The organism is Nostoc cycadae WK-1, from assembly GCF_002897135.1.
Lineage (GTDB): Bacteria > Cyanobacteriota > Cyanobacteriia > Cyanobacteriales > Nostocaceae > Nostoc_B.
This window is the reverse complement of sequence record NZ_DF978427.1, coordinates 163304-180474: the sequence shown is the minus strand read 5'-3', so window position 1 is coordinate 180474 and position 17171 is coordinate 163304. Positions and strand designations below refer to the sequence as shown.

The following is a 17171-nucleotide window of genomic DNA, read 5'->3' as shown; positions in this document are numbered from 1 at the left end:
ACCGTGGCTACCCTTAGCAAGGGGAGGTTTAGAGATGGGTAATTTTGTACCGCACCAGAGTTAGAAACGCTATCAACTTTTTTATAATCGCAGTATATCAAAAAAATAAATTTCAAAATGTTGAATTCAGACACAATTGATATCATTGACTGTACCCATGAGCCAATTCATATCCCTGGTTATATTCAGCCACATGGTTTACTTTTAGCTTTAGAAAAAACACAGCTAAAAATTATTCAAGTTAGTGAAAATACTGCTCAATTTTTTGGTATACCCGCAGCAGATTTAATTGGTCAAGATTTAAGTTACCTGTTTGCATTAGAACAGATCCAGTTAATTAATGATTATCTCCAACAAGAAATTTTAACATTTGTCCATCTGTTTGAATTAAAATCTCAACTGCATAACATTGGTGGAGAAAATTTTCCGAAAGTGTTTCTCGGAACTATGCAGCGATCGCACAATGTTTTAATGTTAGAATTAGAACCACATTCTTATCCAAAAAGTAGTCCATTCCTGGGATATTATCATCTTTTAGAAACAACAGTTTCTCAGATAGTTAGGGCTAAAAATTCTTCAGAACTATTTCAAATTATTGTCAAAGAAGTTAGAAGAATTACTCAATTTGATCGAGTCATGCTTTACAGATTAGAAGCAGACTACAGCGGAGTTGTGATTGCTGAAGATAAACAAAGCCATCTAGAAAGTTATTTAGAACTACACTATCCAGCATCTGATATTCCAGCCCAAGCTAGACAACTTTACTACGAGAAATGGTTGCGGCTAATTCCCGATATAAATTATCAACCAGTGCAATTAATTCCGCCCCACATATCCTTAGATCTGAGTGGAGCGACACTAAGAAGCGTCTCACCCTGGCATATAGAATACTTGCAGAATATGGGGGTTACAGCAACTATGTGTATCTCTCTAATCAATCAAAACAGGCTTTGGGGTTTAATTGCTTGTCATAATTACACACCTAAAAAAGTTGATTATGAAACACGCAAAATTTGTGAATTTATCGGACAGTTTGCCTCAGTTGAATTACTCAATCAGAAAGAACGAGCATTGAATTCCTATCGCCAACAAGTTAAAGTAATTCAAGAACAACTTAGGCAAGCATTATCTAATAAATTGGAATATATTGGCAATGTTTTCCAACGCAACGAGTCCAATTTATTAAATTTAGTCCAAGCTCAAGGGGTTGCCATATTATTAGAAGAACAACTAACACTAATTGGTCAAACTCCTGCCGAACCCGAAATGAGAAAGCTAATAAATTGGCTTTCTGAGCAAAAACCCCCAGAAATTTTTTCTACTGATTCTTTACCACAACTCTATCCACCAGCTAAAAAATTCAAAGATAAAGTTAGTGGCATTCTCGCAATTTCAATTTTCCTTAATCAAAGGTCTTACCATATTATTTGGTTACGACCTGAGCAAGTGCAAACAGTTAATTGGGCTGGTAATCCTCATACATCAATTTCTGTTACTTCAGATCAGACTTTACGTCTAACTCCACGTAAGTCATTTGAACGATGGAAACAAACAGTTCAAGATAAATCCTATCCCTGGCAAAACTTTGAAATTGAAGTTGCACAGGAAATGAAAAATAACCTGATGTTGGCAGCACTGGAATTTTCCCATGTAGCGCTTCAACAAGCAGCTGAACAAGCAGAAATTGCTAACCGTGCTAAAAGTCAATTTTTAGCGAAGATGAGTCATGAATTGCGTACTCCACTCAATGCTATTTTAGGTTTCACCCAAATTATGACCCGGAATAGTTCTTTATCTCAAGATGATAAAGAGCATTTAGATATTATTAGCCGTAGTGGTGAGCATTTATTAGCTTTAATTAATGATGTTTTAGAAATGTCGAAAATTGAAGCTGGTCAAATAACCCTAAATGAAAGTTGTTTTGATTTGTATCGTTTGATTTACTCAATTCAAGAAATGTTTGCCCTGAAAGCCTCAGATAAGGGATTAAATATCATTACTGAGTTAAGTTCAGAAGTAAATCAATATGTTTGTGGTGATGAAGGTAAGCTCAGGCAAATACTGATTAACCTGCTAGGCAATGCTATCAAATTTACAATTGTTGGTCATGTGGCACTGCGAGTATCTTATGCTGATCATGCTTCATTTCCCGAAGAATCAGACAAGATAACTGTAGAATTTGCTGTTGAAGATACTGGCCCAGGAATTGCCAATGAGGATTTAGAGTTAATCTTTGAAGCATTTGCAAAGGCTAAAGGTGGACGACAGTTTATGCAGGGTACTGGCTTAGGATTAGCCATTAGTCGTCAGTTTGCCAGATTAATGGGGGGTGATATTCGCACTCACAGTGTTTTAGGTCAAGGCTCAACCTTTACTTGCAGCGTGCAAATGACTGTTGTAGATAAAGTGGATGTTTTGCCTTCAACACAATTAACCAGGCGAGTCATTGGTTTAGAACCTGGTCAACCTAAATACCGTATTTTAATTGTTGAGGATGTTTTAGAAAATCGTCAGTTGATGGTAAAACTGCTGAAGTTTGTTGGCTTTGATGTGTGTGCAGCAGAGAATGGTTTAACAGCTGTTGATATCTGCAAAGCTTGGCAACCGCATCTCATTTGGATGGATATACAAATGCCTGTGATGAATGGTTACGAAGCAACTAAGCAAATTCGCGCTTATACTCAAAGTAAAGTTTTAGCAATTATCGCTTTAACGGCGAGTGCTTTTGAAGAAGACAGACAAGAAATTTTGCAAGTAGGCTGTGATGATTTTGTTGCCAAACCTTTTGAAGAAACGGTTCTATTTGACAAAATGGCGCAATATCTTGGTGTGCGTTACATTTATGCCGAAAATCAGCAACAAAATCCACCAGAATTAAAACACCAATCTCCAAAATTAACTGTATCTGATTTAGCAGATATGCCAGCAAATTGGATTGCTCAAGTTCATGAAGCGGCACTGATGATAGATGATGAAAAACTTTATCAACTTTTCCAAGAAATTCCGGCAAACAAGGCTCAACTTGCGGCTGCATTGAAAGATTTAGTAGATAACTTTCATTTAGAAACTGTTATTAACTTGACTAAAACAATCTTAGATTAATTTCTGATACTCTTCTCTTCATCAGGGTGCATCCACTTTCGGCAAATAGCACTACGCTAAGGCGCACGCTACGGCTATACAAACTAAACCCGCGCGGGCGGGTTTTGAGATAGTCCGAGTAGGCGGACTTAGTTTGTGTAGCCGCGATTTCCAATCGCCTGGTGTTTCTTCCAAAAGTGGATGCTCCCCTTCATCATGCAGTTACATCTGATTTTTTAAATATGGACTTATCTAACTCATCTTCTACACATTCTGCTTTAATTTTGCTGATTGATGATACCCCAGATAATCTACGTCTGTTAGCCAAGATACTTGAGTCTAAGGGATTTAAAGTAAAAAAAACTGTTAGCGGTAAAATGGCAATTCAGGCTGCACAAATAGAACCACCTGATTTGATTTTACTAGATATTAATATGCCCGAACTCAATGGGTATGAAGTTTGTCAACAATTAAAATTACAAGAAAAAACCGCTAACATTCCGATAATTTTTATTAGTGCATTAGATCAAACTATAGATAAAATTAAAGCCTTTGAGTTAGGAGGAGTAGACTATATTACTAAACCTTTTCAAGAGTTGGAAGTGTTGGCGCGGGTGCAAAATCAATTAATTATTTATCAGCAGCGGCAATTACTAATAGCGCAAACTCAACATTTACAGCAAGAAATTCAAGAGCGTCAACAAGCACAAGCAGCTTTGCAAGCACTCAATAAAAGTTTTGAGAAACAAATTATCGAACGTACTGAAGAATTACAAAAATCTCTAGAATTTGAGGCAAGATTAAAACGAATTACAGATACAGTTCGTGACAGTTTGGATGAAGGACAAATTTGGCAGGCAGCAGTGGCAGAGTTGGTAGTTGGCTTGGAACTAGATTGTTGCTATGCAACTATTTGTAATAATGATTTAAAAACTTGTGTTGTTGCTCATGAATATAGCAATAATAGTGATATTGGTTGGGGTATTAATTGTATTAAACAAGTAAAAAACTGGGTGGGATTTCCCACAAAATTGCGGACAGAACACTGCACTCAATTTTGCTGGTACTTCCTCAATAGTGATAATATATATGAGCGAAAATATGCTATTTTATTATGCCAAATTTTTGATGATCAAAAAATTTTAGGTAGTTTATGGTTGTTTAAATCAGTAACAAAAGCCTTTGATGAACTGGAAGTAAGGCTAGTCAAACAGTTAGCAAATCAATGTGCGATCGCACTGCGCCAAGCTCGACTTTATCAGGCTGCTCAAGCACAAGTTGAAGAGTTACAAAGACTAAATCAACTCAAAGATGATTTTCTCTGTTCTATCTCTCATGAATTACGCAACCCCATCGCTAATATTCAATCATTTATCCAGTTATTAGAAACAGAATTAACGAGTATAAAACAACATAATCACAAGGTATCCCAATACTTGACAATTTTATACGAAGAATCCGAAGGCGAACTTCAGCTAATTCAAGATTTACTGGATTTGCAATATTTAAATGCTGAGTTTTATCCCTTACAATTAACAACTATCAATTTGGCTGATTGGATTCCCTACACAATCGAAGTATTTATAATTCAATCTCAACAACAGCACAAAAATTTGCAAATTCAACTGGCTCCTGATTTACCATTACTAACTACCGATATATCTAGCTTGAGCCGCATTGTGCGTGAGTTAGTCAAAAATGCCTGTAAGTACACGCCTCCAGGCGAAAATATTACAGTCACTGCTCATCAACAAGATGAGCAGCTGCATCTTTGCGTGGTTAATTCTGGTGTAGAAATTCCTGAAATTGAACTATCTCGCATTTTTGACAAATTCTACCGCATCCCCAATATGGGACATTTAACTGCTGGAGGTACTGGTTTGGGGTTGGCTTTGGTGAAAAAACTAGTAGCACTTTTAAGTGGCTCTATTTTTGTTGAATCACGCACCAGAGAGATTTGCTTTACCGTGGTGTTACCACTGCTTCCTCATATTCATGAAGACACGGTAAAAGAACTTGACGACTAAATATTTTTTATAGTACAAATACACTAATTTAATTTGCTGATTGTGTAAATACATTACACTCCACCACTAAACAGCAGGAGAGCCAAGTTAATGAAGCTATCGAAGGTAGACTTGAGTAGTTTAGTAGCGATCGCTCATTCTGAAGGATACTTGCAGTTATTGCTTGATAGAGGTGATGAACTGGAATTTTTAGAAATTCCTGCACCGATAGAAGCTTACGAAGGTTTGCAACACTTGAATGAGATTGTGGCAGAAACCGCAACGTTTCCGATTGTGGAAGAACCAATTGCGATGCTACCAGTTAGCTCATCAATGGCGATCGCGGTGGGATATAGTGAGAGCGATCGCATTTTACAAGTAGAGTTTCAAAGTGGCGCAGTATACCAGTATGCTGAGGTAGAGCCAGAAACTTGGGAAGATTTACATGAGGCTGACTCTGTTGGTGAGTTTTTCAATGAAGAAATTAAAGGCAGATATCTGTCGGAACGCATAGATAAGTTAGTTTGAACCGGATTTGCACAATAATACAGATTAGTTCTTGCAACAATTGATATTTAAACAGGAAAAATTAAACATGATTCATGCTTATGCAGCCAAAACAATAGGTGCAGCACTAGAACAATTTGAATACGATCCAGGTGTGCTGAAAGACCAAGAAGTGGAAATTAATGTTGAATATTGCGGACTTTGCCATAGCGACCTAAGTATGCTCAAAAATGACTGGGGCATCAGTCGATATCCCTTTGTGCCTGGCCATGAAGTTGTGGGAACGATCGCAGCTGTTGGCGATCGCGTTACCACGCTCAAAGTCGGTCAGCGTGTCGGATTGGGGTGGTCTTCCCATTCTTGTATGCACTGCGAATATTGTATGTCCGGCGATCACAACTTATGCCTAACCCTAGAGCAAACGATTATCGGTCGTTATGGCGGATTTGCTGATAAGGTACGCGCCCATGAAGAATGGGTGATTCCTCTGCCAGAAGCAGTTGATCCTGCTAAGGTAGGGCCGCTGTTCTGTGGAGGTGTTACCGTGTTCAACCCCATTGTTCAATTCGATGTCAAGCCAACCGATAGAGTTGGTGTAATTGGGATTGGGGGGCTTGGACACATGGCGCTACGATTTCTAAAAGCTTGGGGATGTGATGTCACGGCATTTTCAACCAATCCAAATAAAGAATCTGAAGCCCGTGAGTTAGGCGCTAATCATTTTGTTAACTCTCGTGATGGCAAAGCGATCGAGTCTGTTACCAACTCGTTTGATTTGATTCTCTCAACAGTAAATGCAGATTTAGATTGGGCAACGTACATTAATGCACTGCGTCCCAAAGGACGGTTACATTTTGTGGGAGTCGTACCAAACCCAATTCAAGCTTATGCGTTTCCTTTAATTGCTGGTCAAAAATCCATATCGGGTAGCCCTACAGGTAGCCCGATAACAATCGCAAAAATGCTCGACTTTGCTGCGCGTCATGGCATTGAACCTGTGACAGAAACTTTTGATTTTAGCCAAGTAAATGAAGCGATCGCTCATTTAGAAGCAGGCAAGGCTCGTTATCGAATTGTTTTAAAGCATTAGAAATTAAGCATTGATCAATTGTGGGGGTATTGCCAATACCGTTTTATCTACAGACGAAGCTGTAGCCCTAACTTGATACTCCCCACGGCTTTTAGCCGTGGGATTCTTAAAGAGTTCAAGGGACGATAAGGGAGTTAAAGAGCTTACTGTATAAGCGTGCGACTGAAACCGACCAGTTCCTCGACCCATACTTGACACTCATACAAAGCAACTATCTAATTAAGGGACTTCCAGAGAAGAAAATATACATTAGTTGTGTTAAATTATATACAAAAAACTTATACAAGTATAATTCTAGTTCAAGAAGGGTTATTGTATAGTTTAGTTTATTTTTATCAGTAGTCTTTAAGTATAAACTATGATAGAGTTTGCTGTCATTACTTCAGTAATTAAGAAATATGCGCCTCAAGCTAGTCAAATAATTATTAAACAAGCTCAAAAAAACGAAGCTGTTATTAAAGTTTTACAAGAATTAAAACTCAATCCTACCCAAATTATTGATGACGTTGATACTGTTTATGCTTACACACTGGTAAAGTATGGAGTATTTAAACCAGAAGCAATTTTAAACTTGTTGAGAGAGAAAGTAATTAAAGATTTTTTTTGGGATGCTTATAGTAATAATGCTGGTTTTGGGTTTGTGGAAAATACCAAAAAATTTCTGAATCAAAATAGCGAACTCAAAACACAGATTATTCATAGTAAAGTTAATTTTTCGGCGGAATTAGAGGAATTTGGCGAAACTTTTATTGCAGTTGCCAAACAAACTAAATCCTCTAAATATCAGCCTTATCCAGATTGGAATTTAGATGTTTATCCCAAAGAGTTTAAAGCTTTAATTTTTGAAAAAACGCGCCTATTCTGTGGGCGTGATTTTGTCTTCAAAGCTATTAATAAATTTTTCGCCACTCAACCCAAAGGTTATTTTACTGTGATTGGGGATGCAGGGATGGGAAAAAGTGCGATCGCGGCTAAATATATTTCGATGATCAAATGTCCTTGTTATTTTAATGTATTCGCAGAAGGACGCAATAAACCAGAACAGTTTTTAGCTAATATCCGTCAACAATTGATTAAGCGGTATGCTTTGCAAAATGCAGAAAATGCTGATTTAAGAACCTTACTGCAAAAAGCTAGTGAAGAACTCAAAGGACAAAAACTTGTGATTGTTGTTGATGCACTAGATGAAGTAGAACAAGCAGGAAATAGTAATCTTTTAGATTTACCTCAAAATCTACCTGATGGGGTTTATTTTTTACTGACTAGACGACCTTATAATCAAGAAACTAAACGTTTAACGTTATCTCCTGATACACCTGTGGATGAATTAGATTTAACAAAAAGTGATTATATAGCTGCGAGTCAAGAAGATATCAAAGAGTATATTCAACTTTTTTTACAGAATGATCCTCAACTAAAAACTTGGATTAGCGATCGCCATATTTTAGAAGAGACTTTTATTCAGGAAATAGCTGTTAAGAGTGAAAATAATTTCATATATTTACGCTATCTATTACCCGGAATTTCTGAAGGTAAATATAACGATTTAACTTTAAAAGGATTACCCCAAGGTCTGCAAGATTATTATACAACTCATTGGCAGCGGATAGGGATGGATAATGAATCTAATGAACAAAAAGTGAAAATACTTTATATCTTAGTAGAAAGAGGTGAAGCAATATCTCTCAGCATGATTGCAGAAATTCTTGATGAAGATGAATATAATGTGAAATCGGTGTTAAATGATTGGGTTGAATATGTAACACCGACAGTCAACGTAGAAGAAGGAAAAACTTACTATAGTATTTATCATCGGAGTTTCCTAGAGTTTCTCAAAGGACAAGATAAATTAGGTAAAGGTCGAAAACTGTTTAGAGAAGTTAATAAAAGTATGGCTGAGTATATGCTCAAAGAGATGGCATAAATGGGTAACATTTCTACTAAATTAGCCGCAAAATCACCAGAATTTAAAAACTTGTTTATGGGTCAATTTCCTGAAAAACAATTAAAAGCAGGAAACTCGGAAATATATTATCAAACTCTCACAGATTTTGATTTTATTGCTCTCAAAATTCAAGATCCGAACTTTGGAGTAGAAGCCCTGATTAGGGATTATGATTTGATTGATGATCCAGAGATATTAGACAACTTAACAGCAGACGAAAAACTAGATCCAGATAAAATCAAAACTCTGAAGTTAATTAAACGTGCTTTGCAGTTATCCGCCCATATTTTGAATCAAGATCAAACTCAACTAGTAGGACAATTATGGGGAAGATTACAAGCTTTCCCACAGCCAGAAATCCAGACAATACTAGCAGATGCAGTCCGAAGTAAAAGTCAAATTCCGCGATTCCGTCCACTTACAGCCAGCTTAACGACTCCAGACGGAAAACTACTGCGTACCCTCACAGGACATAATCACTCGGTAAGTGCAGTAGCAATTACACCAGATGGTCAAAAAGCCATTTCTGCATCTGATGACAGTACCCTAAAACTGTGGGATTTAGAGACAGGAAAAGAAATTTTTACTTTCACTGGTCATTACAGCTATGTAAATACAGTAGCAATTACACCAGATGGCAAAACCGCCATTTCTGGTTCCGATGACCATACCCTAAAACTCTGGAATTTAGAGACAGGAAAAGAAATCTCCACCCTGACTGGTCATTATGGCTGCGTCAATGCAGTAGCAATTACACCAGATAGTCAAACAGCCGTTTCTGGTTCCGATGACCATACCCTGAAACTCTGGGATTTGGAAACTGGTCAGGAAATTTTGACTCTCATTGGTCATGACAATTGGGTAAATGCAGTAGCAATTACACCAGATGGACAAACAGCCGTTTCCGGTTCTGATGACCACAACCTGAAACTCTGGGATTTGGAAACTGGCTTAGAAATCTTTACTCTGAGAGGCCATAACAATTGGGTAAAAACAGTAGCAATTACCCCAGATGGCAAAAAAGCCGTTTCTGGTTCTGATGATAAAACCCTCAAAATCTGGGATTTAGACACAAGTCAAGAAATATTTACTTTAACTGGTCATCACAACTGGGTAAGAACAGTAGCAATTACCCCAGATGGTAAAAAAGCCGTTTCTGGTTCTTATGATAAAACCCTCAAAATCTGGGATTTAGAAATAGGAAAAGAAATTTCTACTCTTCCTGGCAAACGTTATAATAACGAGGCTACAAATATATTAGACATTACCCCAGATGGCAAAAAAGCTGTAAAAATTTGGGATTTAGCAATAGGAAAGTCCATCTCTATCCTCACTGGTTATAACGAATGGGTAAATGCAGTAGCCATTACCCCAGATGGCAAAAAAGCCCTTTCTGGTTTAGATGATAAAACTCTGAAACTGTGGGATTTAGAAACAGACCAGGAAATCTCTACCCAAACAGGCCATAACGACTGGGTAAATGCAGTAGCTATTACTCCAAACGGTAAAAAAGCTGTTTCTGGTTCTGATGATAAAACTTTGAAACTCTGGGATTTACCAACAGGAAAGGAAATCTTTACTCTTCCTTTAGAAGCTTATGCAAATACAGGTCATAAAGGGTGGGTAACAGCAGTAGCGATTACCCCAGATAGCAAAAAAGCCCTTTCTAGTGCATCTGATAACACCTTAAAATTGTGGAATTTAGAAACAGGTCAGGAAATTTTCACCCTCACTGGTCATCAAGGTTCAATATGGGCAGTAGCTATTACTGCAAACGGTAAAAAAGCCCTTTCTGGTTCAGAAGATAATACCTTAAAATTGTGGGATTTAGAGACAGGAAAAGAACTCTCTACCCTTAGAGGTCATAGAGGTGCAATCTGGTCGGTAGCTATTACTCCTGATGGAAACAAAGCTATCTCTGGTTCTTGGGATAACACCCTGAAATTGTGGAATTTAGAAACAAGTCAGGAAATTTTTACTCTCACTGGTCATACTTACCGAGTCAAAACAGTAGCAATTACTCCAGATGGCAAAAAAGCCCTTTCTGGTTCTGATGACAAGACAATAAAATTATGGGATTTAGAGACAGGAAAGGAAATTTCTACTTTGACTGGTCATCAAAACTGGGTCAGATCAGTAGCTATCATCACCGATAGCAAAAAAGCCATTTCAAGTTCTGATGATAAGACGATAAAATTGTGGAATTTAGAGATAGGAAAAGAAATTTCTACTTTTATTGGTGACACATCTATTGTGTGTTGTGCTGTTTCCCCAGATGGCTTGACAATTGTAGCAGGAGAACAATCAGGACGTGTTCATTTTCTGGTGTTAGAAGGTGATTAAAAAATGAATAATATCACCCAAAATACAAGTAATATTCCCAGATATCCCCCAGAATTTCAACAAATTATTAACACCAAAAATCACAACTTTGTCGGACGTGAATTTGTCTTTACTGCTATTAACAACTTTATCAACCAATATGACCGGGGCTATTTTACTATTATTGGTGAACCGGGAATTGGTAAGAGTGCGATTCTTGCCCGTTATGTCAGCCAAAATCCCGGAACTGTCTATTATAATGTCGAAATTTTGGGTAAAAGTCGCGCTGAAGAATTCCTGGCGATGGTTTGCAATCAATTAATAGAAATTGCTCAAAATCAAGGGATTAAAAATATACCTGCTGATTTGATTGAATCTACCACAAAAGATAGTAGTTTTTTATCGTTGTTACTGCAAAAAATCAGCGACAAATTAAATTTTCAACAAAGATTAATTATTACAATTGATGGCTGCGATAGAATTGATATCAACAATCAACCACGCGGCTCAAATATTTTCTATTTACCCCGCTACTTACCAGAAAAAGTTTATTTTATCCTCACTCGTCGTCCTTTTCTCACAGATAAATCAGGTTTATTAATTGAAACCCCATCCCAATCTTTAGATTTATCAGTGTACTTAGAAAAAAATCGTGCTGATATCCAAGAATATATTAAAACTTATTTAAATGAATTGTGCCATTCTGATCATAGTCTGAGTGCAGATAAGAATTTTGAAGATATTTTACTTAACAATGATGAAACAAATTTTATGTATGTTAGCGAAATCTTAGTAGCAACTAATAAAGATGTTTATCCCCCAAACTTGCACCTCTATTATCAAAATCATTTAGAAAAGATGAATTTAGCAACTCGTAACCAACAAACAATGGCTTTACAGGTGTTAAATATCTTAGTTCAAGAGCAATCAATACCAACAGAAATTATATCAGCAAGATTAGATGCAGATGAATATGAAATTAAGGTGATTTTAGATCAGTGGCGCGAGTTTCTACATTTAAAATCAATAGCTAGAGAAATTTATTACAGTCTTTATCATGTTAGTTTTTGTAATTGGTTGCGGCAACAAATTTATTCTAACTAGCTAGTGATTAACTGCTGAAATCTTTCATTATTGGCAATTTCATCAAAATCAATATCATCGGCTGCATCTTCTTTACATCTGGGATTAATTTCAATTGCTTGTTGCAGACATTCAATTGCTAATTCGGCTTGTTTTTGCAGTGCATAACAAGCTGCTTTGTTGTAATAAGCGATCGCATAATCTGGTTTAATCTCTATGGCTTGATTAAATGCCGCGATCGCATCATCATCCAGCCCTAATCTTACCAGGGTATAACCGCGTTTATCCCACAGTTTCGGAGATTCTGGTTGAAATGTTAATGCTTGCTCAAATGAAGCTAATGCTTCTTCATATTCATCCAATTCTATGAGGGATAGACCGCGATTTAACCAAGCAGTTGCATCATCGGGTTTAATTTTGGTTGCTTTATTAAAACAAGCAAAGGCTTGCTTGTGCTGGCGGAGATTACCGAAAGCTACGCCGCGATCGCACCACGCTTGATGGTAATCTGGTTGCAGCTTGATAGCTTGATCATAAGAGGCGATCGCATCTTTGTAGCGCTTTAATCTGGCGAAAGTTAGACCACGTTTAAACCAAGCAGTTGCATTCTCCGGCTGGATTTTGACTGCTTGATTGTAGCAGGCGATCGCTTCTTCATATTGCTTTTGGGCAAATAAATCATCACCCTGTTGCAAATCAGCCTCTACGGATACTTGCGGTTGTGGCTGGGTTTCCTGAATTTGTGCTGTTTTTGATTCTGTAATTTCTTGCAGAATTAACTCTTTACGTTGTTGAGCATCTAACTGTAACTCCGAAAGTTGAGCTACAAATTCTGTTTCTAATTTTTCTAGTTTTTCCAGGATAAATAACTTTTGTTTTTGAGCATTTACCTGTAATTCAGAAAATTGTTCAGCAAACTCTAAACCGGATTTTTCTAAATTTTCGATAATTAAATCTTTACGGTTTTGGATATCTAATTGTGCTTCTGCTTGTAATTTTTCTAGATTTTCCCATAAACCCTGTTTTTGTTGCTCATACTCCGATGGCAAAATAGAAAGTTGAGATTTCAGACTATTTGCTAATTCTCTAATATTATTCAGAGTTTTATCTTTTTGTTGTTCAGCATCTACCCTAATTCCCGCCAACTCGGAAATAAACTCTGTTTGAGTTTTGACCAATTCTTCAATTAAGTTATCTTGGCGCTGCTGACTTTGAGAACGTAATCCTGATATATGTAAATTAAAGCTTTGTTCTAATTCGGAAATATTGTTTTTAGTTTTATCTCTTTGTTGTTCAGCATCTACCCTAATTCCTGCCAACTCTGAGATAAATTCTGCTTGAGATTTTAACAAACCTTCCATTAAGGCATCTTTTTGCTGTTGAATATCCGATTGTAAATTTGTAATTTTAGCGCTCAAATCATTTTTAGATTTTTCTAAATAGTCCGATATTAAATGCTTATGTTTTTCAGTGCCTAATTTGATTTCGGAAATGTGCGAAGCAAAATCAGATTCTAAATTCCCTATATTCTCTAAACTTGTATCGCGTTTTTGTGCAGCAGCTAACTGCAAATCTTGTAATTGAGTACTAAATTCAGATTCTATATTTTCTATATACTTTTGCAGGTGCTTGATTTCTGTGTCTAAGGTGGATAAAATACTATTTTTTGATTGCATTAAATCAGCAGAAAAAGTAGATAAATTATCTTGTTCTTGTTGTATATTCTGCTGCAAATTTGCCGATTCATTTTCTAATTCTCGATTGATTTTTTTGACTTCTTGAATCAAATTTTCGGCTTCTTGCTTAACAATAGTTATCTGATTTTGTAAATTTTCTATGCCTTGTAGCTGTCCCATTGCTCTGTCAACAATTTCCCGAATTGCGACTCGTCGTAACAACCAAAATAAAGCAATTACAGCGACAGGAAATAGACTGAGTATAACTAACCAGACATTGAGCAAAATATTTGTCTGATTCAAATTAGATGGAACTTGCTTCCGCAGTTGGTTTAATTCTTCCCGTTCTGGAGTTGAGAGTACCTGCGCTACAGTTTGTGCTTTGGCGATGGGTGGTAGAGTTTGTCCACTAGCCAAACCAGCAGACAGCAGCAAGGGTGAAAATGCGATCGCGCTTTTCAAGACTAATGCTAAAACAAATTGATTCTTGCTGTACATCACAACCATCTCGATGAGTTTGTGCCTTTTTCCAATCTATAACAGAATTTCGTTATCGGTTGTTGATGCTGTAGGGTGAGCAAATTTTTGCCCAACCTCTGCACAACTATCTACAGTGACTTGTGGTGAACATTTCGGAAATGGTACCGTCTACAAGTTGGCACAGGAGTTGAAAGAGTTCTCAAATCATGAAGCGCAGACGCATAGTAGCTGGTTTTCAAGCAACACTCTTCAGTCTTAGCTTAGTCTCAACATATTTTTTACCTAACTCTACTATTGTTGCTGCACCGCCGAGAACCCCAGATAAAACAGTAAATTGCGAGATGTTAGTAGTCGGTGGTGGACTTTCTGGGGTAGCCACAGCTTACGAGGGATTACTAGCAGGCCGAACAGTGTGTTTAACAGAAATTACTGATTGGTTGGGGGGACAAATTTCTTCTCAGGGGACATCTGCGTTAGATGAACGACCAACCCAACGCGATCGCCAATTCTATTCTCGTGGGTATACTGAATTACGCAACCGGATTCAACGCTATTACGGCAAACTTAACCCTGGTGAGTGTTGGGTAAGTGACTCTTGTTTTTTACCCCGCGATGCCCACACAATTCTGATACAGATGCTCAAGGATGCAGAAAAAAAGGGCAAAGGGAAATTGGAATGGTTTCCTAATACTGTAATTAAGGAAGTAAATATTAATTCTAGTGGGAAAATCATTGATGGTGCGATCGCTATTCAACATCAAGCAGCTAAAGGCGCACCACCCCTCAACACGTTTACCCTAGCGCAAACAATTAAAGATGCTTATACCTACCAAAACTCATCACGGTTAAGCAAAAGTATTATCCGCTTTGTTCCCAAGGTTGGTAAAAAATCCACCACCAGCAATTCTCCTCAGTGGTATGTTGTTGACGCAAGCGAAACTGGCGAAATTATTGCCCTAGCAGATGTTCCCTATCGTTTGGGTATTGATGGGCGTTCTTTCCTCGAACCCTCTGCTTCCAGCGCTAGTAATGATCCTTACTGTACTCAAGGTTTTACCTATACCTTTGCAATGGAGGCTACCAGGGAACCACAACCCCAAACAATGCCCCCATTTTATTTACAGTATTCACCATATTTCAGCTATGAATTAAAAAGATTAGCTAACTTTGGTTTAGTTTTTACCTACCGCCGCATCTGGAACCCCACACCCGGACAACCCACACAATTTAACGGCGTGAAATTTACTGCACCCAAGCCAGGAGATATCTCTATGCAAAACTGGACTTGGGGGAACGACTACCGTCCAGGTACTGCTAAAGATAACTTAGTTTATACTCGCCAACAATTGCAAGCGGCTGGACAGTTAAAACCAGGCGGTTGGATGGGTGGACTCAGGACAGAAACCCTCCGCAAAGGTGAAGAAAACGCCCTGGCATATTATTACTGGCTAGTCGCCGGAACTACAGATTCTCAATTAGGTAAGGGTGTAAAAGAACCGCAAACGCGAAATCGATTGCTGACAGGCTTAAATTCACCAATGGGAACGGTACACGGCTTATCAAAATATCCCTATATGCGAGAAGCTAGGCGGATAATTGGTCGCCCTAGTTGGGGACAGCCCCAAGGCTTTACTATTTGGGAAGTTGATATTTCTCGCCGCAACTACAACGATGAGTACTACCGCAAAACTTTAACTGCGGATACTTATCGTCAGTTAAAAGCGACACTGGCAGGTTTAGAAGCCGCATCAGTAATTACTGGGCAAGTCTCACCAGATAAAGCATTACGCCGCAGCCGTTCGACAATTTACCCAGATGCAGTAGGTATTGGTCATTACGCCATAGACTTTCATCCCTGTATGGTGCAAAGTCCACCAGAAACCCCAGGTAACAAAGAACGTCCCGGTGAAAGACGCGGCGCGGGACAAGCTTATCCATTCCAAATTGCGCTACGGGCAATGATTCCCCAAAAAATTGATAATTTAATCGTTGGTGGTAAAAGTATCGCTACTAGTCATATTGCTTCAGCAGCTTATCGGGTACATTCCTTTGAATGGTCTTCTGGTGCAGCGGCGGGAACTGTAGTAGCTTTCGCCTTAAAAAATAATATTGCACCCTACCAAATAGTGGATGACTTACCAAAACCAGAACCACAACTGCAAGCATTGAAACGCTTGTTAGAGCAAAATGGCAATCCTACCGCCTTCCCTGACACTTCAATATTTAATCAAAACTGGGAAGATTGGCGATAGTTACTTGAGGATTGGAAATGAGAAAGATGTTTCTTTAATTTCCAGTCCTTATTTTAAGATAAGTGCGATCGCGCCATATCATATCCGGCAGATTACTTATGATATGTCATTACGAGTGCAACGCATTGGAACGACGCGATCGCAATGACTCTCGGCTATGAGACTCGGAATTTATTTCCAAGCGGGACAGATACGCTCAACCAAGATTTGTGTACACTCAGCACTCTTAAGTTTATAGGCTTAAGCGTGTAGTAAAATTTGCCTAAGTGCGTAAAACTACATAATGGCTTTAGACTTCTCCGGTCAAAATCTCCGAGGACGCAACTTCAAAGGACAAAACCTTGCAGGTGCAAACTTTAGCTATGCCGATATTCGAGGCGCAAATTTTAGCGGTGCTAACTTGACAGGGGCAAACTTCAGTCACGCCAAAGCTGGACTGCAATGCCGTTGGGTAATTGGTTTAGTTCTTATCTCATTATTATTGTCAGCACTATCAGGATTTTTCTGGGCTTTTAATGGTGTCATGATGTCGCTGATGTTTAGCGGTTCTGGTATAGAAAACAAGATTCAAGGTTGGGTTAGTTTAATCGTCTTGATTGCCTTCTACTTCATCACAATTCGTAAAGGATTAACAGATGGTTCAGAAACCTTCGCCATCACCTTCGCCTTCGCTATCGCCTTCGCCCTTCCCTTAGCCTTTGCCATCGCCGGAGCAGGAGCAGGAGCCAT

At 38.2% G+C, this 17171-nt stretch carries 11 protein-coding genes; 10 read left to right on the top strand and 1 reads right to left on the bottom strand.

The features are described 5' to 3' along the window. The first annotated feature begins 117 nt into the window (after positions 1-117). The 7 genes from NCWK1_RS11895 (at position 118) to NCWK1_RS11865 (ending at position 12055) form a co-directional block, all read left to right on the top strand. Entirely contained in the window at positions 118-3102 is a 2985-nt protein-coding gene (locus NCWK1_RS11895; RefSeq protein WP_103124861.1) for an ATP-binding protein, read from the top strand. A 221-nt stretch (positions 3103-3323) separates the two neighbouring features. After that, positions 3324-5108 (top strand): hybrid sensor histidine kinase/response regulator, encoded by a 1785-nt coding sequence (locus NCWK1_RS11890; protein WP_103124860.1) that lies wholly within the window; start codon positions 3324-3326, stop codon positions 5106-5108. A gap of 90 nt (positions 5109-5198) precedes the next feature. Beyond that, positions 5199-5615 (top strand): KTSC domain-containing protein, encoded by a 417-nt coding sequence (locus NCWK1_RS11885; protein ID WP_103124859.1) that lies wholly within the window; start codon positions 5199-5201, stop codon positions 5613-5615. 67 nt (positions 5616-5682) lie between these two features. Continuing rightward, positions 5683-6684: an NADPH-dependent aldehyde reductase Ahr gene (gene ahr / locus NCWK1_RS11880; RefSeq protein ID WP_103124858.1), complete on the top strand. Its 1002-nt coding sequence runs from the start codon at positions 5683-5685 to the stop codon at positions 6682-6684. 358 nt (positions 6685-7042) lie between these two features. After that, complete coding sequence (locus tag NCWK1_RS11875) at positions 7043-8608, top strand: AAA family ATPase (RefSeq protein ID WP_103124857.1); 1566 nt, start codon at positions 7043-7045, stop codon at positions 8606-8608. Then, positions 8609-10972, top strand: a complete 2364-nt coding sequence (locus NCWK1_RS11870; RefSeq protein WP_103124856.1) for a WD40 repeat domain-containing protein — start codon at positions 8609-8611, stop codon at positions 10970-10972. A gap of 3 nt (positions 10973-10975) precedes the next feature. After that, positions 10976-12055, top strand: a complete 1080-nt coding sequence (locus NCWK1_RS11865; RefSeq protein WP_103124855.1) for an ATP-binding protein — start codon at positions 10976-10978, stop codon at positions 12053-12055. Here NCWK1_RS11865 and NCWK1_RS11860 read toward each other — a convergent pair. Further along, positions 12052-14208, bottom strand: coding sequence for a tetratricopeptide repeat protein (locus NCWK1_RS11860; protein WP_103124854.1), 2157 nt, complete (start codon positions 14206-14208; stop codon positions 12052-12054). The genes NCWK1_RS11865 and NCWK1_RS11860 overlap by 4 nt on opposite strands. Positions 14209-14396: 188 nt before the next feature. Between NCWK1_RS11860 and NCWK1_RS11855 the strand changes: the two genes are divergently transcribed. The 3 genes from NCWK1_RS11855 to NCWK1_RS11850 form a co-directional block, all read left to right on the top strand. Continuing rightward, positions 14397-16442, top strand: coding sequence for an FAD-dependent oxidoreductase (locus NCWK1_RS11855; RefSeq protein WP_103124853.1), 2046 nt, complete (start codon positions 14397-14399; stop codon positions 16440-16442). 4 nt (positions 16443-16446) lie between these two features. Then, the gene (locus NCWK1_RS29110; RefSeq protein WP_187308127.1) at positions 16447-16590 is read left to right on the top strand and encodes a hypothetical protein; all 144 of its coding nucleotides are present in this window, start codon (positions 16447-16449) and stop codon (positions 16588-16590) included. Between the two features lie 135 nt (positions 16591-16725). Then, on the top strand, positions 16726-17171 hold a 446-nt coding region (locus NCWK1_RS11850), incomplete at its 3' end, for a pentapeptide repeat-containing protein (RefSeq protein WP_146033984.1).

What these genes read in the sequence shown, in the direction of transcription:
- NCWK1_RS11895 (WP_103124861.1), top strand. Translation starts at nt 118, where the DNA reads ATGTTGAATTCAGACACAATTGATATCATTGACTGTACCCATGAGCCA.
- NCWK1_RS11890 (WP_103124860.1), top strand. Translation starts at nt 3,324, where the DNA reads ATGGACTTATCTAACTCATCTTCTACACATTCTGCTTTAATTTTGCTG.
- NCWK1_RS11885 (WP_103124859.1), top strand. Translation starts at nt 5,199, where the DNA reads ATGAAGCTATCGAAGGTAGACTTGAGTAGTTTAGTAGCGATCGCTCAT.
- ahr (WP_103124858.1), top strand. Translation starts at nt 5,683, where the DNA reads ATGATTCATGCTTATGCAGCCAAAACAATAGGTGCAGCACTAGAACAA.
- NCWK1_RS11875 (WP_103124857.1), top strand. Translation starts at nt 7,043, where the DNA reads ATGATAGAGTTTGCTGTCATTACTTCAGTAATTAAGAAATATGCGCCT.
- NCWK1_RS11870 (WP_103124856.1), top strand. Translation starts at nt 8,609, where the DNA reads ATGGGTAACATTTCTACTAAATTAGCCGCAAAATCACCAGAATTTAAA.
- NCWK1_RS11865 (WP_103124855.1), top strand. Translation starts at nt 10,976, where the DNA reads ATGAATAATATCACCCAAAATACAAGTAATATTCCCAGATATCCCCCA.
- NCWK1_RS11860 (WP_103124854.1), bottom strand. Translation starts at nt 14,208, where the DNA reads ATGTACAGCAAGAATCAATTTGTTTTAGCATTAGTCTTGAAAAGCGCG.
- NCWK1_RS11855 (WP_103124853.1), top strand. Translation starts at nt 14,397, where the DNA reads ATGAAGCGCAGACGCATAGTAGCTGGTTTTCAAGCAACACTCTTCAGT.